Consider the following 26,112-nt stretch of genomic DNA (forward strand, 5'->3'; position numbering starts at 1 on the left):
GTCTGTTAGTCGAAACTCAATTTGTATTGCATTTCTAAGCAGAGCAGCATTTCTGCCGCTCTGCTTACGACTAAAAATTAGTCCAGCGTAATTTCCAATGCCAATCCACGAAGTTCGTGAACAAGTACATTGAATGACTCCGGAATATTTGGTTTCGGAAGGTTTTCACCTTTTACGATAGCTTCGTATGCTTTGGCACGTCCCACTACATCATCCGATTTCACGGTAAGGATTTCCTGAAGAATGTGAGATGCACCGAATGCTTCAAGCGCCCACACTTCCATTTCTCCAAAACGCTGACCCCCAAACTGAGCTTTACCACCCAACGGCTGTTGTGTAATAAGCGAGTATGGTCCAATCGAACGAGCGTGCATTTTATCATCAACCAAGTGACCCAGTTTCATCATGTACATAAGTCCAACTGTAACAGGCTGATCGAAACGCTCTCCGCTAAGTCCGTTGTATAGATAAGTACGTCCCCAATCCGGCAAACCAGCTTCTTTCAATTCAGCCGCAACTTCTGCTTCCGTAGCTCCATCGAAGATGGGAGTAGCGTAGCGACGACCAAGTTTAAGACCTGCCCATGCAAGAATTGTTTCGTAAATCTGACCGATGTTCATACGAGAAGGTACCCCAAGTGGGTTCAACACGATGTTCATTGGTGTTCCATCTTCAAGGAATGGCATATCTTCATCACGTACGATACGGGCAACTACCCCTTTGTTACCGTGACGACCCGCCATTTTATCCCCTACTTTCAATTTACGTTTCTTAGCGATATATACTTTCGCAAGTTTCACGATACCGGCAGGAAGTTCATCTCCAACTTCAAGAGCAAAACGGTCACGTTTGAAACGGCCCATTAATTCGCTGCGAGCGTTAAGATAATTCTTCAATGCAAGAGAAACCTGGCGGTTTGTATGCGCATCTTCAGTCCATGAATCTGTCAATACATCACCGATCAAGTTTACTTCCTCAACCACTGCATACTGGCTTTCATCACGGTATGGGTTGTTTGCAGGGAACAAGTTTTCAGAGATATTTCTCACGTTGAACTTCATTCCTTTGCTGATCAACTCATCACCAAATTTATGCTTAACACCCTGACTTGTTTTGCCATCTGTAAGAGAAACTAATTTCTCGATAATACGTCCGCGAAGAGATGTCAAATCACGGCCATATTTCTTCATAAGCAACTTCAACTCGTCTTTGTGCTTAGCACGCTCTTCTTTCGTAGGACGAGAGAAAAGTTTAGTATCGATAACAACACCTTTCATAGATGGTGGCGCTTTTTTCGAAGCGTCCTTTACATCACCAGCTTTGTCACCAAAGATTGCACGCAGAAGTTTTTCTTCAGGAGTTGGATCCGACTCACCTTTTGGTGTGATCTTACCAATAAGAATATCTCCTTCTTTTACTTCTGTACCAACTTGTACGATACCGTTTTCGTCAAGATTTTTAACAGTTTCCTCGCTTACGTTAGGAATCTCTGCAGTAAGTTCTTCTTCTCCACGTTTCGTATCACGTACTTCCAATTCAAATTCTTCAATGTGAATAGAAGTAAAGATATCATCACGAACCACTTTCTCAGAGATTACAATCGCATCCTCAAAGTTATATCCCTGCCAAGGCATGAACGCAACAAGAAGGTTACGGCCCAAAGCAAGTTCTCCACCTTCTGTACCATATCCCTGACACAAAGCTTCTCCTTTTTTAACCTGCTGGCCTTTAAGAACCATTGGTTGAAGGTTTAAACAAGTATCCTGGTTGGTACGACGGAATTTTACAAGGTCGTAAGAAACGCTGTCTTCAATAAAGCTGACAAGACGCTCTTCATCCGTTCTTTCGTAGCGAACAACAATTTTCGTTGCATCGACATACTCAATCACCCCGTCACCCTCAGCTACTACCAATGCACGTGAATCCATCGCAACACGCTTTTCAAGGCCCGTTCCAACGATTGGCGCTTGTGGGCGCAACAATGGAACACCCTGACGCTGCATGTTCGATCCCATCAAAGCACGGTTGGCATCATCATGTTCAAGGAAAGGAATAAGAGAGGCCGCAACCGATACAATCTGGTTAGCCGCAACGTCCATGTAAGACGCCTGAGAAGGATCAACCATCGGGAAATCACCTTCAAAACGCGTTTTAATTTTATCTACCGTAAAGTTTCCTTCGGCATCTACCGAGGCGTTGGCCTGAGCGATGTATTTGGAATCTTCTTCTTCGGCAGTCATGTATATAAGCTCGTTCGTCAATTTACCTGAACCATCGATTACGCGGTATGGAGTTTCGATGAAACCCATTCCGTTAACTTTGGCAAATACGCAAAGAGATGAAATCAAACCAATGTTCGGTCCTTCCGGAGTTTCGATTGTACACAGACGACCGTAGTGCGTGTAGTGAACGTCACGAACCTCGAAACCTGCTCTTTCACGCGAAAGACCACCAGGCCCAAGCGCAGACATACGTCTTTTGTGGGTAATCTCAGCCAATGGATTTGTCTGATCCATAAACTGTGATAACTGGTTGGTTCCAAAGAAAGAGTTGATCACAGAAGAAAGCGTACGCGCGTTGATCAAATCAACAGGCTTGAAATCTTCATTATCACGAACGTTCATACGTTCCTTGATGGTACGCGCCATACGAGCCAAACCTACACCGAACTGTGCATAAAGTTGTTCACCAACGGTACGAACACGGCGGTTTGACAAGTGGTCAATATCATCGACAACAGCTTTCGCGTTGATAAGACCGATCAAATACTTAACGATTGAAACGATATCACCAGTTGTCAGAACGCGGACGTCAAGACTTGTGTCAGAACCTAATTTTTTGTTGATACGGTAACGACCAACATCACCAAGGTCATAACGTTTATCACTGAAGAACAAGCTTTGGATTACGTCTCTTGCAGTTTGTTCGTCCGGTGCTTCTGCGTTACGAAGCTGGCGGTAAATTTGCTCAACGGCTTCCTTGTCGGAGTTTGAGCTATCTTTTTGCAGCGTATTATAAATAATGTTATAATCCGCAACATTCATGTCTTCTTTGTGAAGGATCACTGACTTCTGGCCAGATTCCACGATAACTTCGATATCCTCAGGAGTGATTGTTGAATCACGCTCAAGCAATACTTCGTTACGTTGGATAGAAACTACCTCGCCGGTATCTTCATCCACAAAATCTTCTGTCCAGGTGCGAAGTACTCTCGCAGCCAAACGACGGCCAACAGCTTTTTTCAAGTTTGTCGGAGTCGCTCCGATTTCCTCAGAAAGTCCGAAGAGATCAAGAATATCCTTATCAGAACCAAAACCGATGGCTCTTAAAAGCGTAGTAACCGGGAATTTCTTCTTACGGTCAATATATGCGTACATGACATTATTCACGTCAGTAGAGAATTCAATCCATGAACCCTTAAACGGAATAATACGTGCAGAATATAACTTAGAACCGTTTGTGTGCTTGCTCATAGAGAAGAACACACCCGGCGAACGGTGTAACTGAGAAACAATCACACGTTCAGCACCATTGATCACAAATGAACCTCGGTCCGTCATGTAAGGAATATTCCCTAGGAATACTTCTTGTTCAATGGTTTCAAATTCTTCATGATCGGCATCATTACATATCAAACGTAATTTTGCTTTAAGCGGAACTGCATAAGTTAACCCACGATCAATTGATTCATCGACTGAATACTTTGGTGGCTCTAATAAATAATCGATAAATTCGAGCACGAAGTTGTCGCGAGAATCGGCAATAGGAAAGTTTTCAGCGAAAACTTTGTACAATCCTTCATCAGAACGATCTTCTACTGATGTATCAAGACTGAAGAAATCCCGGAATGATTGTACCTGGATTCCCAACAGATCCGGATAATCAATAATTTGATTAATCCTGGAGAAATTTATTCTGGGAGTTGCTTTAATTGTAGCCAAGGCTATGTCTGATTTTGGGTTAGTAGAACGAAAACAAAGCGACGGTGTAACTCTTTACAACACGCAATCGTACTAATTAGTTTTAAAACCTTAATCGTTTGCCTCGTAGAGATTTAAGAATAACAGTCCCTTTTCTTCTTTTCTACGAGTAAAGAAGTGTTTCAGACCAATTATCCGGAAGGAGAATTAGTTTACCGAAAACAGATTTTTATTTTCGGCCATATATACCAAACGAAAAGAAGTGCAAATTGTTTGGTCTATATGAAAAATAGGAAAAGACCTGACGAAAGTCAGGCCTTGTTCCCAAGATTTTATTGATGATTGGTATAAAGCAAATTACTTCACTTCAACTTCTGCACCAGCTTCTTCAAGTTGTTTTTTCAAAGCTTCTGCTTCGTCTTTAGCAACTCCTTCTTTAACTGGTTTCGGTGCACCGTCAACAAGTTCTTTTGCTTCTTTAAGTCCAAGACCTGTAAGATCTTTAACCAATTTCACAACAGCTAGTTTACTAGCACCTGCTGATTTCAAAATTACATCAAAAGACGTTTTTTCTTCTACTGCCGGAGCGTCACCGCCACCTGCTGGACCTGCAACCATAACTGCACCTGCAGCAGCTGGTTCGATTCCGTATTCGTCTTTAAGAATTGCAGCCAATTCGTTCACTTCTTTAACCGTAAGGTTAACAAGCTGTTCCGCGAAAGCTTTCAAATCTGCCATTTTTATTTTTGATTTTGTGATTATACAATAAGATGATTTTAAAAGCTCTGTTTATATACCCGGAGAGCTCAACCTGGTTACTTATATAATTAGTCTTCTTTCTCAGATAAAGTCTTAAGAATACCAGCCAATTTGTTTCCACCGCTTGAAAGCGCAGAGATAACATTTTTGGCAGGCGATTGCAACAGACCGATAATCTCTCCAACCATCTCTTGTTTAGACTTAAGAGCGATCAGAACGTCAAGCTGGCTTTCACCAACGAAAACAGATGAATCGACAGAAGCTCCTTTAAATTTAAGCTTGTCACTACCTGCTTTTTTCTTGAATTCTTTAATCAGCTGTGCAGGAACTTTACCTGACTCCGGGTGAAACATTACACCGGAAAAACCTTTCAAAACTGTGTCGAAAGAAGAATAATCCGTATCTAGTGTTTCTAATGCTTTCTTAATCAGAGTATTCTTAACGACACGATACTCGATACCGCGCTCGAAGCACAGGCCTCTAAGTACGTTAACCTCACTTACAGTCATTCCTGCAGCACTGGTGATATAGAAGTATGGCGTGTTCGAGAATTTCTGACTTAGCTCGTCAATAATTACTGCTTTCTCTTCCCGTGTCATATTATAATCCTGGAATCGTGTTTTTGTCAATAGTCACACCCGGGCTCATCGTTGAAGATAAGTGAATGCTTTTTACGTAAGTACCTTTTGCCGATGAAGGCTTTAGGCGGATCAAGGTGTTAATAACCTCAGTCGCGTTCTGTGCAAGTTGGTCTGGTCCAAAAGAAACCTTTCCTACGCTTGTATGGATGATTCCAGATTTGTCAACCTTGAAATCAATTTTACCTGCTTTAACTTCTTTCACAGCTTTAGCTACATCTGGTGTAACTGTACCTGATTTAGGGTTTGGCATAAGACCACGAGGCCCCAATACTTTACCTAACTTACCCACTTTTGCCATAACACTAGGCATCGTGATTATCACGTCGATGTCAGTCCATCCTTGTTCTATCTTTTGGATAAACTCGTCAAGACCAACGAAATCTGCTCCTGCTTCTTTCGCTTCCGCTTCCTTATCTGGAGTACACAAAACCAATACACGAACTTCCTTTCCGGTTCCGTGTGGCAATGTTACCACGCCACGTACCATTTGATCAGCTTTACGAGGATCAACGCCCAAACGAACGTCAATATCAACAGAAGAATCAAATTTGGTATAAGAAATCGTCTTTAGGACCTCCGCTGCTTGTTCCAAGGTGTAAACCTGGGTTGCGTCGTATTTCGAAAGAGCTTCTTTTTGCTTTTTGGTCAATTTTCCCATGTTCTTAGTTTCTTTAGCGTAATTAAACTACGCTCAGTTGTTTTCTTCCCACGGGGCTTTGCCAGCTACGGTAATACCCATACTACGAGCCGTTCCCGCGATCATTTTCATAGCCGAATCAATTGTAAAGCAGTTTAGATCAGGCATTTTAGTCTCAGCGATCGTACGAACCTGATCCCAAGTAACTGAACCAACTTTTAGACGGTTAGGCTGAGCCGAACCAACTTTTACTTTTGATGCTTCCAGAAGAAGATTTGCGGCCGGGGGAGTCTTAATGACGAAGTCAAAAGACTTATCCTTATAGTACGTAATAACTACCGGCAATACCACACCAGGTTTATCCTGAGTACGGCCATTGAATTGCTTACAAAACTCCATGATATTCAAACCTTTCGATCCTAATGCAGGACCGATTGGAGGTGAAGGGTTGGCTGAGCCACCTTTTACCTGAAGTTTGACGTATCCACCTATTTCTTTTGCCATTGTTTTGGAATTTGTTCGGTTCACTGATCAATTAAACGGCTTACATGCAAGTGGAAGCTTACCCTGCCCGTTCTCTTAATCAATTATCCTTTTCTACTTGTGCGTAACTTAATTCAACGGGTGTATTACGCCCGAATATTTTTACAACTACATTGAGTTTTTTCTTCTCATCGAATACTTCTTCCACCAATCCGATAAATCCGCTGAACGGTCCATCGACAACCTTTACGGTTTCGCCTTTCATGAAAGACATATTTGGTGCTTCTTCGTGGTGCTCTGCTTCGTCAACTCTACCCAAAATCCGGTTAATTTCTGACTGGCGCAAAGGCACCGGTACTTTTGAATTCCCTTCTGCGTTTCCTAAAAAACCGATTACTCCGGGAATACTTGTTATAATATGTAATACTTCTCCTTTTGAAAGATCAGCGGAAATGATAATGTATCCCGGAAAAAAGTTCTTTTCCCTAACCCTCTTCTTACCGTTACGCATTTCGTATATCTTCTCAGAAGGAATAAGAATCTGCGGAACGAATTCTGTGAGCTTCTGCCGTGTGATTTCATTCTCAATGTAGGACTTGATTTTTTTCTCTTGTCCCGACACAGCACGTAATACAAACCAATTTAATCCACTCATACCATTCAGGGGGTGTCGCTAAAAAAAATACCTTAGAAAGACTGATAAAACAGCCTGAGTGCGTTTTCAAAGACAAAGTCCATTATTCCAACCACAAAGGCAAAAATAAGGGATCCAACAAGCACTAATGTTGTGTTCGCCTGAAGCTCGTTAAAGGGAGGCCACGTAACATGCTCGGTCATTTCTTCCCAAGATGCTTTTAGAAACGAAGTAAATTTATCCATTTTTGCTTTTTGCTTATGCACGGGTGGAGAGATTCGAACTCCCATCAACGGTTTTGGAGACCGCTATTCTACCCTTGAACTACACCCGTATTCCGTGCGAACCAATGTTTCGGGCTGCAAAGATACACTTTTTTTATAAAAAACAAGTGCATTTCATAAGAAACGCACTTGTTTTTTAAATTTATCTTGAATTAGTCAAGAATCTCAGTTACCTGACCAGCACCTACGGTACGTCCACCTTCACGAATCGCGAAACGAAGACCTTTTTCCATAGCAATTTTGTTGATCAATTTCACTTCAATTGTGATGTTATCACCTGGCATAACCATTTCAACACCTGCTGGTAGAGAAATCTCGCCAGTTACGTCCGTAGTACGGAAGTAAAACTGAGGACGGTATTTGTTAAAGAATGGAGTGTGACGTCCACCTTCTTCTTTCGAAAGTACGTAAACTTCGCCTTTGAAAGCAGCGTGAGGTTTTACTGAACCTGGCTTACAAATAACCATACCACGACGGATATCTTCTTTGTTAATACCACGAAGCAACAGACCTACGTTATCACCAGCTTCTCCACGGTCAAGGATTTTACGGAACATCTCAACACCTGTTACAGTTGATTTAAGACCTTCAGCACCCATACCCAAGATATCAACAGGCTCACCAGAGTTGATTACTCCACGTTCAATACGACCAGTTGCAACAGTACCACGACCAGTGATCGAGAATACGTCTTCAACAGGCATAAGGAAAGGAAGATCAGTCATACGTGGAGGAATTGGAATGTAGCTATCAACAGCGTCCATCAATTCTTCGATTGTTTTAACCCATTTGTCTTCGCCATTCAATCCACCCAAAGCAGAACCCTGGATAACTGGAATGTTGTCTCCATCGTAATCGTAGAAGCTAAGAAGCTCACGAATTTCCATTTCAACAAGTTCAAGTAATTCCGGATCATCAACCATATCCACTTTGTTCATGAATACTACTAGTTGAGGAACACCTACCTGACGAGCCAAAAGAATGTGCTCACGAGTTTGTGGCATAGGTCCATCAGTTGCAGCAACTACAATGATAGCTCCATCCATCTGAGCAGCACCAGTAACCATGTTTTTCACGTAATCCGCGTGACCTGGACAGTCAACGTGTGCATAGTGACGGTTTGCTGTTGCGTATTCTACGTGCGATGTATTAATTGTGATACCACGTTCTTTCTCTTCAGGTGCGTTATCAATTGATGAGAAATCACGAAGTACTGCTAAACCCTTTTTCGCTAACACAGTTGTGATAGCAGCAGTAAGGGTAGTTTTACCGTGGTCAACGTGCCCGATAGTACCAATATTCACGTGGGGTTTCGAGCGGTCAAACGTCTCTTTTGCCATGTCCTAAGTACGCTTAAAATTTGAATTTATTACGAATTTATTAAACACTATTGATTGATCCCTTTTAGCTTACATTTACCAAGCCCTTCAAAACCAATTAAACTAAATGCAAGGATCAAAATCTTCACTTAAACCAGACCCGTTTTCAAGCCACTTTAAGTTTCAGAATATTTTTAAATATTCTTCCGAGCTATTGAGGGGATTTGAACCCCTGACCTCTTCCTTACCAAGGAAGTGCTCTACCCCTGAGCTACAACAGCAAAATTTCAATTTTTCTAAATGCCACGTTCAGCATTTCAATCTAGTTGCTGATCAACTCGGACAACCCCTGACCTCTTCCTTACCAAGAAAGTGCTCTACCGCGCGGCGGACCGTCCCTGAGCTACAACAGCAAAATTTCAATTTTTCGAAATGCCACGTTCAGCACATTCGCGTGAGAAATTAATCTCAGTTTAAACCACAGCCAAAAGCGACCAGCGAAAGGGCTTCAAAATGAATGTTTTTCGCTGATCGCTTGACGGTGCCTTAATTGAGCGGAAGACGAGGTTCGAACTCGCGACCTATAGCTTGGAAGGCTATCGCTCTACCAGCTGAGCTACTTCCGCATTTGTTTTGTGCCTTTCTTTATTCTGGTAAATCATAAAGAAAACCTTGACACTAACTGTGGGGGCGGATGGATTCGAACCACCGTAGGCATACACCAGCAGATTTACAGTCTGCCCCATTTGGCCACTCTGGTACACCCCCTTTCAACATTTCAACACAACCGTGAAAACCTCTTGTCTCACTTTTGGAGCTGCAAAATTATGTCCTTTTTCAATACGCTGCAACTTATTTGGAAAAATATTTTTAAAAAAATTTAGTGTCTGTTAGAAATAAAAATCTAGCAGACACTAAATCAATAGGTTATACTTAAAATAATTTTATTCCAAAACTTAACATTTTTACGGAAGGCCCATGATTTTTCTTGTAGAGGTCGTTCAAATCGTAGTTCACGAACAAATCAGGAAATCTTCGGATGCCTAGTTCAAAGCCCAAGCCATACCTGACATCATTAGCGAAAAAGTTACGTCGGTCAAAAGTTTTGTCGTCGCTCTCCCTTTCGACAATCTTTGAATAGCTACCCAGGCGGTAGCCGCCATAAACACCGGCTGTGATGTGAGATATGAATGATCGACGAAAGCTTAATGTGGGCATGAGCGACAGATTTACAAATGGAAGCACGTATTTATTTTTCTCTAAGCTTATCTCATTTTGCTCATCATTCAGCAATGGTTCAAAATTTATCATGTCCTGATTTCTGACAATTTTATTATTGCCCTCAAACATCAGGTTGTACCAGGAAAAATCTATTCCAAAATCAAAGCTGAGTCTTGCTTTCTGACCTCTTGCAACCGTTGTAGATGCGATATATCCGAGACTAATATATCTTGAACCAAAAGGTTTTAAATCAGGCATTTCAACCGACGTGCCTGCCATCGTATTTAAAGGCGTATTACTTCCATAGGTATTCAGACCCAAAGCAATATTAAAACCTTTCCGCGGGCTTGAGCCCCAGCTTGGAACATAAGATTTTGCCGTTTGCCCTATTCTGGCGAAATTACCATCCTCGCCGTCATTCACTTCCACGCTACCGCTTTCAATCTCAACTTTCGTATTTCCGTTCCGTATACGCAGGCCCCCACGCTTTCCAATCCGCACATAATTTTTGTCGTCTCCCAAATCCGGCTTATTTTTCAGATAGTCATCACCGCTGAACTCCTCTACTATTAACGTCGTATCCTGTTGTGTGCTGTCCAAACGGATTTTCAGGTCCTTGAGCAAAGCGTTCAAATCATATTTCAGGATTTTCTCCAATTCTCTCTTATTCTCTCCGTAAATAACCATTCTGGTTTTATTACCAAACCTTACGATAATCGAATCATTTTTGGATATTTTTCTGATAGAAGAAGGCACATTATTATTTGCCGATAATTCTGTCAGTGACAGCAGCATAGCAATTACTAAGATGATTTTAATTTTCATGACATAATAGGGTTACCGATTAATTCTTTCTTTCACGTTTTCCTGATATTTTTTCATCATCATTAGTTCGGTCATCTGCTCTTGCAATTATACTTTTAGGATTAAATCCAACATCATCCCAATCAACAGGTTCCGCCTCCCTTACATTTTTAAGCTGACGAAAAACCCGTGACAAACGGGACTTAGATTTGTCTTTACCTTCACTTACAGGCTCCTCAACCTCCACAATAATCGTACGATCTGGCCTTTTTTCTTCTCTGCGCGCCATCTCAACCGTATTTGGCATGACCTTATCAGGAGCAACTGACTGAAGTATTTCTGTTTTTTCAACCTTTAATTCTTCCGTCTTTACAGGCTCAATTTTAGCAACCTGAACCTGAGCAGGGCGTTCAATCTTGTCAATTTCAACCCGACGTTCCAAATTTGGTTTTGTTAGCGGAGCTTCCGTTTTGACTTCCTGTTTTGCCAAAGAGGGTTGTTCTGCCGGCGACGAAATTTTCAATTCTTGTCCCAACAGACCTTTGTCTTTAACAGAAATGGAATCTCCGGGCAGATCTTTCTTCGGAATTATTTGTTCAACCTTGGCGATTTCAGAACTGCCTGGCACCGGAGATGAAATATCATTTTGGCCCTGCCATACAAGATAACCTGTAAGCAATGTCAGAACAACGCTCGCCGCCGCATACCACACCCACGCCACCATTCGCCGCGATTTCGTTTTTTGTCCTTCTCGAATTCGTTTCCAGGCTAATTCAGAAGGTTTTTTCTCCAATGACGCAAGTCTCTTCTGGAAAAGATCATCAACCGGATGCTTTTTCATAATTCAGTTTTTTTTTGAAATCATTTTCCCATGCTCCAACCATCTTTTGCAATAAGGCACGTGCCCGGTGAAGCTGGGATTTTGAAGTACTCTCTGTAATTCCTAACAATTCTGCAATTTCGCTATGCGCATAGCCTTCAATCGCGTATAAATTAAAAACAGTGCGATAGCCAACCGGCAACTGTTCGATCAGATTTAACAACTCCTGGGTTTCGATATTCTGGTCAGCGTAATTGTAATCCGGGATATTTGCAGCCTCGTCAGATAAAATATCCTCAGGCATTTGCTTTCTCTTCCGTAAAAGTCCTAACGCTTCATTAACCATAATTCTCCTGATCCACCCCTCGAAACTGCCCTCGCTGTTGAACTGGTCAATTTTACCAAACACTTTCAGGAAACCTTCCACCATTACATCTTCTGCGGTCATTTCATCACCCAGGTAACGAAAGCATACCCCCAGCATGCGCGGGCCATACTTTTCATACACCTGTCTCTGCGCTCTGGCGTCTTCTTGCCGGAGTGCTTTGATCAGTTGTGCTTCCTGGTTGAAAAATGATAAAATTCGACCCATTCTAATGTTGTTTCACCAGTAAGATGCAAAAGCCTGGCGACGAGGTTGCATGGAACATGATGTTTTTTTTTAATATTTCATTCCTGATAATTTCAGTAAATACTTACCGGTCACAACTAGCTATATATCAACGTTTTAAATAAATTCATACACTAGAAAAATTGTTATTTAAATATATTTGGCATGTTACTGGAAAAAATCACAAAGCTTCATTTAGTTTTATAGCTGATTTGCTAATTATTCCCGATTACCATGTTCGATTCTTCAGCGCCTATTGGCATATTTGACAGCGGCATTGGCGGCATGACTGTCGCGAGTGCGGTCACACGCCTGCTACCAAATGAAAATACCATTTATTTTGGAGATACCGCTCATTTGCCTTACGGCGATAAGTCAACAGCATCCATTCAGGCTTATTCGATCAAGATCTGTAACATGCTTTTACAGCAAAATTGCAAACTTATATTAATCGCCTGCAACTCCGCTTCCGCGGCATCTTTCGAACTCGTTCGTGAATATGTCGGCAGTAAAGCCAAGGTATTAAATGTCATCGATCCTGTCGTCGACTACATCAAAGAGCATTATGACGGAAAAACAATAGGGCTTATTGGAACAAAACAGACTGTTTTATCCAATGTTTACAAAAAGAAAGTGGATGCTCTAAACAAAAATGTCCATCTAAAATCGCTGGCAACACCTTTATTGGCGCCCATGATTGAAGAAGGTTTTTTTGATAATAATATCAGCGAAAGCATAATTGACAGTTATTTGTCAGACCCAACGTTAGATGGCATTGAGGCACTGATTCTAGGCTGTACGCATTATCCCCTTATCAAAAACCAGATCAGTAAATATTACGAAAATGATGTGGAGATTTTAGATACGTCTGAAATTGTTGCGCACTCGTTACGTGCCTGGCTTGAACAACATTATCTGGTCAACGAAAAGGGTACGGGGAAACGCCAGTTCTATGTTTCTGACTACACACTTTCTTTCGAGCAGTCCACAAACATATTTTTCGGTCAGCAAATCCAACTTGAACATTATCCTTTGTGGGAATAATTGTCTGCCACGAATACACTAATGTTCACGAAGAAGATTTGCGAATATTAGTGTATTCGTGGCGAAAAAAATTAGTATAACAAACGAATCGGTCCCAGCAAGCCGGATGGCATCGGCTCCCAGTTATCTGCATTGAATTTTTTATATGTTATATCAACAATATTGATATCATAAAATTTCTTCCACTCAGGAGCCTGCCTGTCGCGCAGGCGCATGTAATTAGCTGAAAGGTTTGTTACTTCAATCTCGATTTTATTTCCCTTTTCTTTTAGTATGTCCGGCATTAGTTTTAACTGAAAGGGAATAGACCACGCCGTTCCAATTTCTTTTCCATTAAGCTTCACCGCAGCAACCTCACGAACATCTCCTAAATCCAGAATAATTGAGTTGGATGACAGCAATTCCTCAGTGACGTCGAAGTCCAGAGAATATCTGGCAGTTCCGGAAAAATACCGGGCCGTATCAGATAATGAAACCCATGACCCCGCTTTGATTAATTTTCCGGAAGCGGGCAGTGATGGTTTCCCTTTCAAAAACTCAATATTCCATGCTCCATCAATCACTAGTTGCTTTTCAGCTTTTGAAATAAACGGACTTTCGGCCTTTTTTACAGAGCTTCTCAAAAAACAGGATTCTCCCGGAAGTAACTTTAAAAAAACCTGACTTTCTCCTTTCTCAGTACGTCTGGACATCGGGACAGATTCATTTGTCAAAGGATCATATCGCTCAATGTCCATACCTAATTTACCGGCATGAATCCACCCTTCTTTGAATGTATCCCCCAGATTAGTGATAAAGTAAAGAGACTTATCAGCCGATTTCTTTCTGATAAAAGTCAATCCCTGCCTGGCCCATTGCTCCTTGACAACTCCATGCTTTTGCAAGGCTGCCAGCCAATCCTTTGACACGATAACACCCGCGTTTTTCGCTTTCAGGTCATTAAGTTTTGTTAAGAATTCCTTCTGCCGTGGGACGTTTAAATGATAGCCAGTAACATTTGTTGGCAAATGTTCTGCGAAAATAATGTTAGCGCCTAATCTTGCCAGCCGGGTCAGCTCATTTAATGTTTCGTCAGGCATATACTTTGAGGGCGGGACTATAATCGTTTTATAGGTTGATTTTCCTGACGACACTTCTCCACTCTTTAAAGCAGATAATCTTGACAACTGTCTGTCTGAAACATAATCAAAAGCGTATCCTTCCTTCCACAATTTCGTAGTGAGTTGTCCAAAAGGTAACTGTAACAACCAGCGGTCCACATGATGCACTTCCAGCAAATGAACTCCTCCACCTGATTTTGCGGGTGTCGACCAGAGATCATGAATAGGGAAATAAACCAGGATATCATTATCCGGCTGACTTTCCTGTAACAGTTTCTGACAACGCTCTACGTATTGATTTAATAATGAAAAGTGCTCAGCAAAATGTGAAGCCGGCCCAAAGTTGGTTGATGCATAGAATAGCCAGCCCGGATAGGTTTCCTTTACCGGCGAATAAGTTGTCCCGTGGTAGAAAATATGATTTATTCCACCCGTAAATAATTCATCAATTTGCGGCTTTACCTGAGACAAAGAAACTTTAAAATGATTCGCAAGCCAGGTACCTGTTTCCGAACTCACTAACTTTTTACCAGAAAAATGTGCCGCAGAAGAAGCAAATTTCATTGCAAGAGGATTCGGCGTACCAAATTGTTTGATCGAATAATCCGAATCGATTCTCAGTCCAGGAATTGCAAATCGGCTTGTGCCGAATGATTCGGTCTCCGGAATATCCGCCTCATCATAAAGATCCAGTAAATTCCCCGGAGATCCATGCGCCTGATATCGCGTCAGAAATCCTTTTTCCTTACTCCATTTCGTCCATTCGTGCGCGTAACGCTCCCGAAGAAGTTCCGATAAAGTCTGGTGATAATCTATTTTGACTAAAACAGATTCTGACTTTCCTGTCGTATCAGTCAAAAGTGTTGGCTCATTTTGCAGATCATACCCCCTGCGCTTTTTAAATTCTTTCAAAAAATCATCTGTCCAGTTCGCTCCATATGCTTCATAAGAGTCCATGTACATCGCGCGGGGCAATTCTTTTGCATGTACAAAAGCAGAATCAAAACGTACCAGATAATCGGCCATCGCTGTCGGATGGAAAGGGTCAAAAACTAATCCTTCACCACCTGGTGCTGCACGTTTCACCTCTTGCTTTGTCGGTAAAATCGTCCACTTACCATCTTTAAAAGAAATGTTTTTAGCTGCCATCTGCTTCGTTACATTCGGCCCGCCAAAAGGCCAGCCAGTTCCGGTTGTCATATCAACTCCAAGTCCCAATCGTTTTCCCTCGCTGACCGTGTGTTCCATAACCTTTAACCAATGGTCTGTCAGAAAAGGAACGAAATCATTTTCGTATCCCTTCACGCCATAAATCGGAATGATATGAACGCCTCCTAAACCCGCTTTTGCGAAACCTTCGAGTTGTACAGTAATATCCTCCTGCGTAACGGCACTTCCCATCCACCACCAGTAAGTCCAGGGTTTTGAAGTTGAAACAGTCTGCGCCTGACTGGACAAACAAAAAAGAAGTATTATAAAAATGGCAATTGATCGCATTACTAAAACTGTTTTTTCTTGTAAAGACTCCATCAGGGCTTTCTACACCTACAAAGTCAATTTATTTTAAAAACATCTTCAACCGGTTTTCTTCTACGATATCTTTAAAATAAAAAAGGCGAAACCAATAGTTGATTTCGCCTCAATTAAATCCTCAAATATTATTTGTGATGCAAAGCCTGCTGAACACGGGCCGTGACAAACTGACGTTCCTGCTGATTTTTCTTGCTGCTTCTGTACCACATGTATCCAATTACGGCAACTAATATGTAGGGCATTAGAAAAAGGTAAACGATACCTGTGTTCAGCCCTACCCCCACATTATTTCTTCCATTTCCCATAGAACTTTCAACACTTCCTCTGCACATTGCACATTGCGCCATTGTAGAAGGAACCGTTAACACTAAGAATGCAATTACAAACCCACAAATCGCCAGAAACTTTTTCATACGTAATAGGGACTTATCAATAAATAAACAATTACACCGCTTACACTCACATAAAGCCAAATCGGAAATGCCCATTTTACGGCTTTACGATGTTCTGCCAGCTGGTTACTATAACCAAAATAAACAGCTCTTAATACAAACCAAACGACGACAATTGATAACAAGATATGTGAAATCAATAAAAAATAGTAGATCGGCCTGATAAAGCCCGAACCTCCAAACGGCGTCGATTCATTTGAAATATGATAAAGGATATAACAAACCAGAAATATTGCACCGAGGATAAAGGCAAATGTCATCATCAGCCGGTGCAGATTTCTGTTATTAGTTTTTATAAAATAAAAGCCCATAAGAAGTAAAATCGCTGTCGCTGTATTCAACATACCAATGACATGCGGTAAAACTTTCGTCCATGAGCCCAAATCAATCTTCTGCCTGATACCGATCAGCACGGCCACTGCAACCGGGATTGCTATGGCAAGGACATTAATTATTTTCCGGTATTTCTTATTCTCTTCAACCAATACAGTTGCCATAACAATTCGTATTAATTTGATTTTTTCTCGTAATCCAAAATTTTAATTTCACCCATCAATCTATCCGTTTCTTCCAAATCAGATAAATTATAATATCCTCTGATCTGACCTTTTGTATCTACTAATACTAACTTAGATTCAAGGGAATTGGTTTTAGCTTTCGGCACTTTTGTTTCCATTTTCAAAACCCTTTTACAGATACCTTCAATCTCCGCCGTCGGCCCCGTAAGGACTAGCCAGCTATTTGAGTCCATTAAGGATGGATAATTCGCCTTCTTACCATCCCAATTTTCCGCAAGAGTTATCAATTGAAGATTTGGTATAGTTTCGGTCAAAGCAGAAACTCTTTCTATCTGCCCCAATACGATTTTACAGCTGTCATCACATTCCTGTGGCAGGAAGTTCACCACAGTGATCTTGCCATTTTTGAATTGCTCAACGAAAGGCTTTCCGTTGGTATTCTTCAAAGTAATTTCTGGCAGCTGATAAAATACGGTATCACCGTCGCTCCTTACTATTTCACCAGTTGATGTGACCTGCGGGTGGTAATAGGGCAAATCGTAGTGATTTGTTGCGAATAACTTAAGGAACACAAAAACCAAAGCCGGAATTACTAATGTTAATATTAGTAATCCGGCTTTACGGAAGTTTATCATAACGAATAGCCTCTACTTAAAAATGGCTTCAAAAATAGCATTACCTTCCAGAAGAAGTGCAAGAATCAGCCAGGCTACGAAAATAACCGGAACGATGATAGACCAAATCAGCGACTTGGTTTCATGCTTAAGGTGCATAAATTCACCTACGATATAAAATGCTTTTACAATCGTCATCACAATGAAAATTGTAACTTTCAAAGTCCCGTGGGGTACAGTGAATGCAATAAGGAACTCTAGTGCTGTCAGAACAAGCAGAATCCAGAAAGTTTTCCAGATAGCTTTACGCTGTTCCGCACCTGCGTTCGGATCCTGTTCGTGTATATGATGTACTTCTGCCATGTGATTTAGAATTAAAGAGGTCTACGATTAAACCAGATAAAAGAATGTAAATACAAATACCCAAACGAGGTCTACAAAGTGCCAGTAAAGACCAACTTTCTCAACCATTTCATAACTTCCGCGTTTGTCATAGAAACCAGTCGCTGAACGGAAGAAGATAAGGATATTCAAAATAACACCACTAAATACGTGCGTTCCGTGGAAACCTGTGATGAAGAAAAAGAAATCTGCAAAAGCAGGAGGTCCATATTGATTTTCAGTGAGGTTTGCGCCGTGGACTAATTTCTCAACCCAAGTTCCATTTTCGATAACTTTCATCACAGTACCCGAGTCTGTCCCATGGATAAAGTGAGCCCACTCCCAAGCCTGGCATCCAAGGAAAGTAAAGCCACCAAGAATAGTCCAAAGCATATATTTCTCAACATTTGCACGGTCCATACGGTGCCCAGCTTCCACAGCAAGTACCATCGTAACACTACTTGCGATAAGAATAAAGGTCATGATGCCGACAAAAACCAATGGCAAAGAAATTCCGTGCAAAAATGGCACTGCTTCGTAAACCTTTTCAGGAATAGGCCAGTACATGTTTGAGAAGGTGAAATTCGCAGCATCTCCAACATAGGAAGGGAAACTAAAACGTTGCGTCCCATATGCTACAAGTAATGCAGAAAATGTGAACGTATCTGAGATGAGGAAAAACCACATCATCAATTTCCCGTAACTTGCTTTCATCGGCTCGATTCCGCCCATCCACATTTTGGGTTCTACCGTGCCTGGTGTTGTTACATGTGCAGCCATTGGTGAAAAATTATCAATTAAAAGTCAATAAAAAAACAAAAAGGTATAACCAGAGTAAATCTAAAAAATGCCAGTAAGTAGCACAAATCTGTATCTGTCGTAAATTCTTGGCATGCACTTTCTGCTTGAAAACAGCAATCCATGCATAAATTAAAACAATGATACCACTAATAATATGGAAACCATGAAGTCCTGTAAATACGTAAAAAAACGAACCGGAAGGGTTACCAACGAAATAGACATTCATTGCCACCAGCTGTTTCCATCCCTCAAACTGCATCCACAGAAACGTCAGACCAAGTACAAAAGTAATAGAAATTGCTATTTTCAATAATCTGAAATCATCTTTTTTTGCAGCGAAATAAGCGGTCTGCATGGCAAGGCTACTTACCAGCAGCACACCTGTACTGTACCAAAAAATCTTTGGCATCTCAAATTCGAGCCAGTTACCTTCTGCTCTCCGTACAAGATAAGCACTGGTCTGCGATGCAAAAAGCATTATAATACTGACCACGAACAACCAAAGAATGAATTTCATCGGGTCCATAGAAAGCGTAGCCTGAGGCTCCTTATCTACTTTCAAATGTTGAATGTTTTCCATTTCACTAAATTACTATATCACAATTTATCCAACAAAAACGCAATCTGAACAATAGGCAAATATATGAAAGAACCGAACATAAGCTGCCGTGCTGTTTTATCCGTACACTTTCGCATCAAATGAAACGTCTGAGCAAGGAACAATACCCCGAAGACAGTTGCTATAAAAGCTGAGTTAATTCCAGTCATTCCCAGTTTATAAGGCAACCAACCTACTGGCAACAAAAACAACGTGTAAATCATAATCTGCATGGTTGTGTCCGCATCTTTCAAACCATTGGCTGGTAATAATTTAAAACCAGCACGTTTATAGTCGTCATCCAAAACCCAAGCAATTGCCCAAAAATGAGGGAACTGCCAGAAGAACTGGATCGCGAACAAAATACCAGGCTCTAATCCAAAATGATTTGTCGCTGCAACCCATCCGATCATCGGAGGAAATGCTCCTGGAAACGCACCTACAAAAACCGCAACAGGACCGACGCGTTTAAGTGGTGTATATACAAATCCATACAATACCAGCGAAAGAAGCGCCAGCAATGCACTAATCATATTAAAATAAACTACGAATATGAAAAGCGACGAAATACCCAAAAAGACTGCCCAGACAATCGCCTGCTCCACTGAAATCCTTCCACTTGGTAGCGGACGATTTTGCGTTCTTTTCATCATTTTATCCAAATCCTTTTCAAGAATCTGGTTAATAATATTTGCAGCTCCGGTAATACCTATTGAAGCAATACAGAAAAGAACCATCTTTATCCAGCTAACATCTGAAGCGCCAAGACAATATCCCATCGCACCTGAAAAAGCAATCAATGATGCCAGTCTGAATTTTAATAATTCAAATAGGGCTTTTACCTTATCTCCAACTTTACTAAAACCTAAGCTTTCCTCTGCTGATGTCATTACTTTACTCAATTTCCAGTCTACACTAAATCTTCTCTCAGTTTAACTATTTCTTTATGCCAGGAAAAGCGATCCGCATTCATTAGCAACCACATCATGAACTGCAATCCAATCATTATGACGGCTAACGTAAGGTGTACAGGTTGAGCAAATGCAGGAACGCCGAAATAAGCCATTATAATTCCTGTAAAAATCTCCAAGCCTAAAATCGCCAGGCATCCTTTCCCCATCTGCTTGATTCTAGATCCTCCGGCAATCGAATGATCTGTTTTATTTATCCAAAATATATTCGCAGCAAGAACCAATATCGAAAACGAACGATGAATATAAAACGGAATCCCCAGCTCACTAACCCATTCGGAACGGCCTTCATAGCCAAGCGCACGAATCGCTTCATCCATCATTTCCCGAACCTGTGTGCCTATTAGAATCTGGATCAGTGACAATGTCAGGACTAGGAAACTCAACTTATTTATAAGACTCTTATTACTGATCAGTTTACCATCTCTTTCCTCTGAATAAGAGGCTCTGATAAAAAGGTAAATCAATATGAATACAATCACGATCGCCAAAAGCATATGGACTGTAATCATCACAGGATGCAGTTCAGAAGAAACTACTTTTGAGCCAAGCCACCCCTGCAACCCCACCAGAATAAAAGCTAATAAACTATAAACGAATAAGCTTTTTCTATTCGATTTTAAATAAGGAATTGAAGAAAGCAGCGTTACGAAGATCATTATCCCAGTAAAAGCCCCGAAAAGTCTGTTTACATATTCAATCCAGGTTTTAACCGGATTAAATATTACTTCTCCTTTCAGTTTAGCTCCGTAGATTTCCTTATAATTTAATGGTAGCTGCGAAACCTCTGTTGGAGGTATCCAGCTACCAAAGCATTTTGGCCAATCGGGACAACCCATGCCAGCGCCTGTACTTCTCACAACCCCACCAACCATAATCAGGATGTAGAGTGTAATGACAGTATTCAGTGTCAACCGCCGGAACCGACGATTGACACGTGAATCAATGAGCTGTGTTAAATTGGTCATTAAAATTTTGAGCCTCAATCTCTTTTTCTGTGGCAATCAACTCATTCTCATGTGGGAAATTAGATTCCAAGGTCTGAGAATAAGGAATATTTTGAGGTATGAAATCCTCTTTTGCACCAGGCTTGCTATAATCATATGACCAACGGTACACGGCAGGAATCTCACCTTCCCAGTTACCATGACCAGGAACGATTGGTGTAGTCCATTCCAAGGTGTTCGATCTCCATGGATTTTTCGGAGCCGTTTTGCCTTTGAAAATGTTCACGAAGAAATTATAAAGGAATATGAACTGTGCAAGGAACGATAAAATCGCAGCGACGGTGATGAACATATTCATGTCCATAAACTTGTGCGTGAAATCATAACTTGTAAACTGGTAGTAACGACGTGGGAAACCAGCGATACCTACATAGTGCATTGGAATAAAGACAAGATAAATACCAATGAATGAGAACCAGAAATGGATCTGACCCAACGTATTGTTCATCATTTTTCCAAACATTTTAGGGAACCAGTGGTAGACTCCGGCAAATAAGCCAAACGCTGATGCAGCACCCATTACAAGGTGAAAGTGAGCAACTACGAAATATGTATCGTGAAGTTGAATATCAAGCGCACTGTTACCCAGAATAATACCAGTCAAACCACCGGAAACGAACAATGACACCATACCAATCGCAAACAGCATAGCCGGCGTAAATACGATGTTACCTTTCCAGAGCGTAGTGATGTAGTTAAATCCTTTCACCGCAGAAGGAACTGCAATGATCAAGGTAAGGAACATAAATACAGATCCAAGGAACGGATTCATACCTGTTACGAACATATGGTGGGCCCATACAATAAAGGCAAGGAATGCGATACCAAGCATAGAAGCAATCATCGCGCGGTATCCAAAGATCGGCTTACGTGCATTTGTTGCGATAACCTCAGAAGTAATTCCAAGACCTGGAAGAAGTACAATGTACACCTCTGGGTGACCAAGGAACCAGAATAAGTGCTGGAATAATATCGGACTACCACCTACATTAGGTAATGCTTCGCCATTGATATAAATTTCTGACAGGTAAAAGCTTGTTCCAAAATGACGGTCAAAGATCAAAAGCAATACTGATGATAAAAGAACCGGGAATGAAATAAGTCCAAGGACAGCTGTAATAAGGAATGCCCAGATTGTCAAAGGAAGACGATCAAATGACATACCGCGTGTACGAAGGTTAATTACAGTTGTGATGTAATTGATACCACCTAAAAGCTGAGATACGATAAAGAAAGCCATACTAGCCAACCAAAGCGTCATACCCATTCCTGAACCTTGATGCGCTTGCGGCAATGCACTTAATGGTGGATAAATTACCCATCCACCCGCAGCAGGCCCCGTTTGCAGGAACAAAGATGCAAACATGACTACACTGGCCAGGAAGAAGAACCAGTAAGATAACATGTTCATAAATCCTGATGCCATATCACGCGCACCAATCTGTAGTGGTATAAGGAAGTTACTGAAAGTTCCACTTAAACCTGCTGTCAGTACAAAGAATACCATGATGGTACCGTGCATTGTAACCAACGCCAGGTAAAAATTAGGATCCAATTTTCCGGAGTCACTGATCCAGGCACCTAATATAGGTTTCAACCAAGACAGGTTAGAATCCGGCATACCCAACTGGATACGGAAAATAACTGACATGGAAATTCCGATAACTGCCCACATGATACCAGTTATCAGGTACTGTTTAGCAATTACCTTGTGATCTTCACTAAATACGTATTTCTGCCAAAAGCTTTGTGGCTCGTGATGGTGCGCATGTTCCTCGTGGTGTCCAGCGGTGTCCAATCCTTCAATAGCTGACATATGCTTGTTTTGAATTTAAAGTAATAAAATTAGCGAAGAGCCGCAGTTGTTCCAATTCCTCCACCTGTCGAAGCTGTTTTTGCAGTATCAGCAGGAGTTGCTGTATCAGCTGGCAATCCTTTCATTGCCTTTGCTTTCAAATTGTCCGGGACTTTCGCAAGATATTCCGGGTATGTCTGAAGAAATGTTGATTGTTCTGCACACCATTTCTTATATGACGCCTCGTCTTCAACAACCAGATTAATTTTCATTGAGAAGTGACCTTGTCCGCAAACTTCTGTACAAGCGATCTCGTATTTAAAATTTGGGTTACCGGTTTCAGCGCGCATATCCGCAGTTGTCTTATCCGGAACAAACCAGAACTTGGTCGGCATACCTGGAACGGCATCCATCTTCACACGCATGTGTGGGATAAATACACTGTGCAAAACGTCACGTGCACGAATTTTTAAAAGAACCGGACGTCCTACCGGAATGTGCATCTCTGTAGGATTTAAAAAGTCATCGAATGAATTTTCGTCTGACAAGTCAATTCCAACTTCGTTTTGAGCATCAATCAATTTATAATTATAGTTCCCAAGCTTGTTATCATTCACACCGCCGTAACGTACAATCCAGTTAAATTGTTTACCAGTGATTTCAATAACTTCTGCGTCAGCAGGAGCATCAGATGTAATATCAGACCATGCCTTCCAGCCCGTAAAGACCAGCATAGCCATTACAATTGCAGGAATGATTGTCCAGATTAACTCCAACTTGTGGTTATCAGGATAAAAAGAAGCCTTGTTTCCTTTTTTATATTGATACTTCCAGGAGAAAAAGAAAATCAAGAAGTTAACGAAGATGAATGGAATCGTAAGCACACCCATTGAGAACCAGAACAAATCGTCGGTCCTTCTTCCATGCACCGACGATGCAATCGGAAGAAAATGTTCACGGGCATGCATGTAAGACCATGTAGTACCGACAGCCGCAGCAATAATGATCACAATAAACATTGCGCCATTCCAACTGTTTCCCGAAGGAGCTTCGTCAGCCGACTCAGGTTTTTTTACACTTTTAAGAACATCTTGTAGCCGGGATACCACGATAACCGTGAGAACCACAAAAACTAAGGCAACTAATGCGATGATAAAATACATGATAATAACGGGTTAAGCAAATTATGCGATATCGTGATGCAATGACTCTTCCAACATAGGATGGTGCTTTGGAATCAAGTTTGCCTTTTCCAATTGAGTCGCCATTGACCAAACAAATCCACAAATGAAGACAATGAAGAATCCCCATTCTAACGGGCCAAACCCCGCTGTATTTCCAGCACTACCTGGCATGATGTTCGTGTAAAAATCCATATAATGGCCTAAAATTACACTCCAGCAAGCAACTTTCAGAATCGAATGCGTAAACTTAGAATCTCTTGTCATCAATACCAGGAATGGCAAGAAGAAATTAAGGAATAAGGTGATAAAGAATGGAGCTTTAAAAATGCTTCCGTGTCCTCTAAAACGTTCTATGAAATAAATAATTTCTTCCGGCTGGTTGGCATAGTAAATCAAAAGAAACTGAGCAAACCAAACATAAGTCCAGAAAATACTGAATGCGAAAACAAATTTACCAAGATCACGAAGATGGCTTGAATTAACCGCTTTCAAATAACCTCTTTCTCTCAACATCACGACAGTAAGTGTGATAACTGCCAAACCTGCAACGTGCCAGCTTGCCAATGTGTACCATCCAAACATTGTACTAAACCAGTGAGGATCTACTGACATTACAAAGTCCCAGGCAGATGTAGAAGATGTCACTCCAAATACTACAAGAAATGCTGTTCCTAAACGTATTGATTTATCATATAATTCTGTTCCTCCGATTTGATCTTCTTCCAATGAGAACTGACGGATCTTTCTCCACATGAAATACCATGCAACAAAGTAAAATATCATTCTTCCCACAAAGAAAGGAGTGTTCAAATACCCACTTTTCCCGGCAAGAACTTCGTCATACTCCGGTCCACCAACTTCATATACCTCACTATGCGTCCAGTGAAATAAATCATGACCGCCAAGGAAAAACACAACCAACATTACAATACCAGTAACTGGCAAAAATGCAGGCATTGCTTCCGGTACTCTTTTAAATACTGCTGACCATCCCGCCTGAGCAAGATAGTTATATGATATAAAAAACATACCTACCACAGAAATCCCAGTAAAATATACTGCGTTCACCCAAAGGTTTGCCCAAATACGTGTCAACCAGCTAACATGATGTTCAGCATGACCTGCTTCATGTCCAGCTGCGGCGTGACCCGTTATAGCATTCACTGCACCATGTGCTGCTTCTGCTTCATGATGTCCACCTCCACCGGTAGCTGCCAAATAAACACCCACTACAACCAGAGCCGCACCAATTGCGCCTCCAATTATCAGGTTTCTTTTAGCTCCCGAAGTGAATTCAAACCGTTCTTCAATAGAAGGAATCGAATGTGCTGATGCCATTATTCAAATATTATTTCTCAGTTATCAAAAATAGACTATGCTCCTTTTTGCAGCTTTTGTACATAATGTACAATTTTCCAGCGCTCCTCAGGATTAATTTGGGAACCATGAGGCCACATACGCGCTTTACCATAGGTAATAACGTGGAAAATATGTCCTTCATTAAGGTTCTTGTAAGCATCACTTGCGTAGTTAGGAACCCCTTTGTAAATAGCAGCTACCTTACCATCTCCGGCTCCTGTTGCTCCATGGCAATGCTGGCAATATCTTTCAAATAAGACTTTACCTTCAGCCATTGTTTTTTCATTAAGAGGAACCGGATTTTTCAGAACTCTTTCTGAGATAGATATACTGTCTGCCGGAATATTGTAAACCATGAGGTCAACCTGAGCTGAGTCACTGTCACCAAATGATGTCTTATAGTTACGGCGCGCAACAGTTCCTTCAACCGGCAAACGCATTGTCAATCCCATTGGGTTGATAGGGTTCGCTTTTTCTTGTCTGTATGGTTCGTAGCCTACAGGCAAGTACATATTCGGAGCATATTCTTTACCAGGGTTGCTAGGATCACGCTTACAACTAACTGCTGCAATCAGAATAATAGCAAAGGCTATTGAATACTTATATAAACTTTTCAATTTCAT

At 41.3% G+C, this 26,112-nt stretch carries 25 protein-coding genes and 4 tRNA genes; 1 reads left to right on the top strand and 28 read right to left on the bottom strand.

What is annotated here, in order from left to right; all coding sequences use genetic code 11:
- Window positions 1-77: 77 nt before the first annotated feature.
- The 15 genes from rpoB to BMY70_RS25430 all read right to left on the bottom strand — a co-directional run bounded on the left by rpoB (window position 78) and on the right by BMY70_RS25430 (window position 12,114).
- A complete protein-coding gene (rpoB, locus tag BMY70_RS25360) occupies window positions 78-3,941 on the bottom strand; it encodes a DNA-directed RNA polymerase subunit beta (RefSeq protein ID WP_090339948.1) in 3,864 nt (1,287 codons plus the stop codon).
- A 336-nt stretch (window positions 3,942-4,277) separates the two neighbouring features.
- The gene (rplL, locus tag BMY70_RS25365) at window positions 4,278-4,658 is read right to left on the bottom strand and encodes a 50S ribosomal protein L7/L12 (RefSeq protein WP_090339951.1); all 381 of its coding nucleotides are present in this window, start codon (window positions 4,656-4,658) and stop codon (window positions 4,278-4,280) included.
- 89 nt (window positions 4,659-4,747) lie between these two features.
- Window positions 4,748-5,278 carry a 50S ribosomal protein L10 gene (gene rplJ, locus BMY70_RS25370; RefSeq protein WP_090339952.1) on the bottom strand — a complete coding sequence of 177 codons (531 nt, stop codon included), beginning with the start codon at window positions 5,276-5,278 and terminating at the stop codon, window positions 4,748-4,750.
- Between the two features lies 1 nt (window position 5,279).
- Entirely contained in the window at window positions 5,280-5,978 is a 699-nt protein-coding gene (rplA, locus tag BMY70_RS25375) for a 50S ribosomal protein L1 (protein WP_090339953.1), read from the bottom strand.
- A gap of 33 nt (window positions 5,979-6,011) precedes the next feature.
- Complete coding sequence (rplK, locus tag BMY70_RS25380; RefSeq protein ID WP_090339956.1) at window positions 6,012-6,461, bottom strand: 50S ribosomal protein L11; 450 nt, start codon at window positions 6,459-6,461, stop codon at window positions 6,012-6,014.
- 79 nt (window positions 6,462-6,540) lie between these two features.
- On the bottom strand, window positions 6,541-7,095 hold the full coding sequence (nusG, locus tag BMY70_RS25385; protein ID WP_090339958.1) for a transcription termination/antitermination protein NusG: 555 nt from the start codon (window positions 7,093-7,095) through the stop codon (window positions 6,541-6,543).
- Window positions 7,096-7,127: 32 nt separating this feature from the next.
- A complete protein-coding gene (gene secE / locus BMY70_RS25390) occupies window positions 7,128-7,319 on the bottom strand; it encodes a preprotein translocase subunit SecE (protein ID WP_090340809.1) in 192 nt (63 codons plus the stop codon).
- An 18-nt stretch (window positions 7,320-7,337) separates the two neighbouring features.
- Window positions 7,338-7,408, bottom strand: a tRNA-Trp gene (locus BMY70_RS25395).
- A 102-nt stretch (window positions 7,409-7,510) separates the two neighbouring features.
- Window positions 7,511-8,698 (bottom strand): elongation factor Tu, encoded by a 1,188-nt coding sequence (gene tuf, locus BMY70_RS25400; RefSeq protein ID WP_090339961.1) that lies wholly within the window; start codon window positions 8,696-8,698, stop codon window positions 7,511-7,513.
- Window positions 8,699-8,886: 188 nt separating this feature from the next.
- Window positions 8,887-8,958, bottom strand: a tRNA-Thr gene (locus tag BMY70_RS25405).
- Window positions 8,959-9,230: 272 nt separating this feature from the next.
- Window positions 9,231-9,303: transfer RNA gene (locus tag BMY70_RS25410), tRNA-Gly, on the bottom strand.
- A gap of 59 nt (window positions 9,304-9,362) precedes the next feature.
- Window positions 9,363-9,445, bottom strand: a tRNA-Tyr gene (locus tag BMY70_RS25415).
- A 165-nt stretch (window positions 9,446-9,610) separates the two neighbouring features.
- Window positions 9,611-10,723, bottom strand: a complete 1,113-nt coding sequence (locus tag BMY70_RS25420; RefSeq protein ID WP_090339964.1) for a porin family protein — start codon at window positions 10,721-10,723, stop codon at window positions 9,611-9,613.
- Window positions 10,724-10,742: 19 nt separating this feature from the next.
- Window positions 10,743-11,543 carry a hypothetical protein gene (locus BMY70_RS25425; RefSeq protein WP_090339967.1) on the bottom strand — a complete coding sequence of 267 codons (801 nt, stop codon included), beginning with the start codon at window positions 11,541-11,543 and terminating at the stop codon, window positions 10,743-10,745.
- Window positions 11,524-12,114 carry an RNA polymerase sigma factor gene (locus tag BMY70_RS25430; RefSeq protein WP_090339970.1) on the bottom strand — a complete coding sequence of 197 codons (591 nt, stop codon included), beginning with the start codon at window positions 12,112-12,114 and terminating at the stop codon, window positions 11,524-11,526. The genes BMY70_RS25425 and BMY70_RS25430 overlap by 20 nt, the downstream gene beginning before the upstream one ends.
- Before the next feature lie 252 nt (window positions 12,115-12,366).
- On the opposite strand from BMY70_RS25430, the gene murI reads away from it, so the two are divergent.
- Complete coding sequence (gene murI, locus BMY70_RS25435) at window positions 12,367-13,176, top strand: glutamate racemase (protein ID WP_090339972.1); 810 nt, start codon at window positions 12,367-12,369, stop codon at window positions 13,174-13,176.
- A 71-nt stretch (window positions 13,177-13,247) separates the two neighbouring features.
- Here the strand turns inward: murI and BMY70_RS25440 are convergent, their stop codons facing one another.
- From BMY70_RS25440 to BMY70_RS25500, 13 genes are all read right to left on the bottom strand, one after another.
- Window positions 13,248-15,773: a glycosyl hydrolase gene (locus BMY70_RS25440; RefSeq protein WP_090340811.1), complete on the bottom strand. Its 2,526-nt coding sequence runs from the start codon at window positions 15,771-15,773 to the stop codon at window positions 13,248-13,250.
- A gap of 161 nt (window positions 15,774-15,934) precedes the next feature.
- The gene (locus tag BMY70_RS25445; RefSeq protein ID WP_090339975.1) at window positions 15,935-16,222 is read right to left on the bottom strand and encodes a CAMCR motif-containing small membrane protein; all 288 of its coding nucleotides are present in this window, start codon (window positions 16,220-16,222) and stop codon (window positions 15,935-15,937) included.
- The gene (locus BMY70_RS25450; protein WP_090339977.1) at window positions 16,219-16,758 is read right to left on the bottom strand and encodes a DUF420 domain-containing protein; all 540 of its coding nucleotides are present in this window, start codon (window positions 16,756-16,758) and stop codon (window positions 16,219-16,221) included. Before BMY70_RS25450 ends, BMY70_RS25445 begins: the two co-directional genes overlap by 4 nt.
- An 11-nt stretch (window positions 16,759-16,769) precedes the next feature.
- Window positions 16,770-17,414 (bottom strand): SCO family protein, encoded by a 645-nt coding sequence (locus BMY70_RS25455; protein WP_090339979.1) that lies wholly within the window; start codon window positions 17,412-17,414, stop codon window positions 16,770-16,772.
- Window positions 17,415-17,426: 12 nt separating this feature from the next.
- On the bottom strand, window positions 17,427-17,756 hold the full coding sequence (locus BMY70_RS25460; protein WP_090339982.1) for a cytochrome C oxidase subunit IV family protein: 330 nt from the start codon (window positions 17,754-17,756) through the stop codon (window positions 17,427-17,429).
- A gap of 27 nt (window positions 17,757-17,783) precedes the next feature.
- On the bottom strand, window positions 17,784-18,554 hold the full coding sequence (locus tag BMY70_RS25465; RefSeq protein ID WP_090339984.1) for a cytochrome c oxidase subunit 3: 771 nt from the start codon (window positions 18,552-18,554) through the stop codon (window positions 17,784-17,786).
- A 13-nt stretch (window positions 18,555-18,567) separates the two neighbouring features.
- Window positions 18,568-19,155 carry a cytochrome c oxidase subunit 3 gene (locus BMY70_RS25470; protein WP_090339986.1) on the bottom strand — a complete coding sequence of 196 codons (588 nt, stop codon included), beginning with the start codon at window positions 19,153-19,155 and terminating at the stop codon, window positions 18,568-18,570.
- A gap of 17 nt (window positions 19,156-19,172) precedes the next feature.
- The gene (gene cyoE, locus BMY70_RS25475) at window positions 19,173-20,063 is read right to left on the bottom strand and encodes a heme o synthase (protein WP_090339989.1); all 891 of its coding nucleotides are present in this window, start codon (window positions 20,061-20,063) and stop codon (window positions 19,173-19,175) included.
- A 20-nt stretch (window positions 20,064-20,083) separates the two neighbouring features.
- Window positions 20,084-21,112, bottom strand: coding sequence for a COX15/CtaA family protein (locus BMY70_RS25480; protein WP_090339993.1), 1,029 nt, complete (start codon window positions 21,110-21,112; stop codon window positions 20,084-20,086).
- Window positions 21,087-22,967: a cytochrome c oxidase subunit I gene (locus BMY70_RS25485; protein WP_090339997.1), complete on the bottom strand. Its 1,881-nt coding sequence runs from the start codon at window positions 22,965-22,967 to the stop codon at window positions 21,087-21,089. The genes BMY70_RS25480 and BMY70_RS25485 overlap by 26 nt, the downstream gene beginning before the upstream one ends.
- Before the next feature lie 29 nt (window positions 22,968-22,996).
- Window positions 22,997-24,109 carry a cytochrome c oxidase subunit II gene (locus BMY70_RS25490; RefSeq protein ID WP_090340000.1) on the bottom strand — a complete coding sequence of 371 codons (1,113 nt, stop codon included), beginning with the start codon at window positions 24,107-24,109 and terminating at the stop codon, window positions 22,997-22,999.
- A gap of 21 nt (window positions 24,110-24,130) precedes the next feature.
- Window positions 24,131-25,468, bottom strand: coding sequence for a quinol:cytochrome C oxidoreductase (locus tag BMY70_RS25495; RefSeq protein WP_090340007.1), 1,338 nt, complete (start codon window positions 25,466-25,468; stop codon window positions 24,131-24,133).
- 35 nt (window positions 25,469-25,503) lie between these two features.
- A complete protein-coding gene (locus BMY70_RS25500) occupies window positions 25,504-26,112 on the bottom strand; it encodes a c-type cytochrome (RefSeq protein ID WP_090340012.1) in 609 nt (202 codons plus the stop codon).

Source organism: Dyadobacter koreensis, from assembly GCF_900108855.1.
Lineage (GTDB): Bacteria > Bacteroidota > Bacteroidia > Cytophagales > Spirosomataceae > Dyadobacter > Dyadobacter koreensis.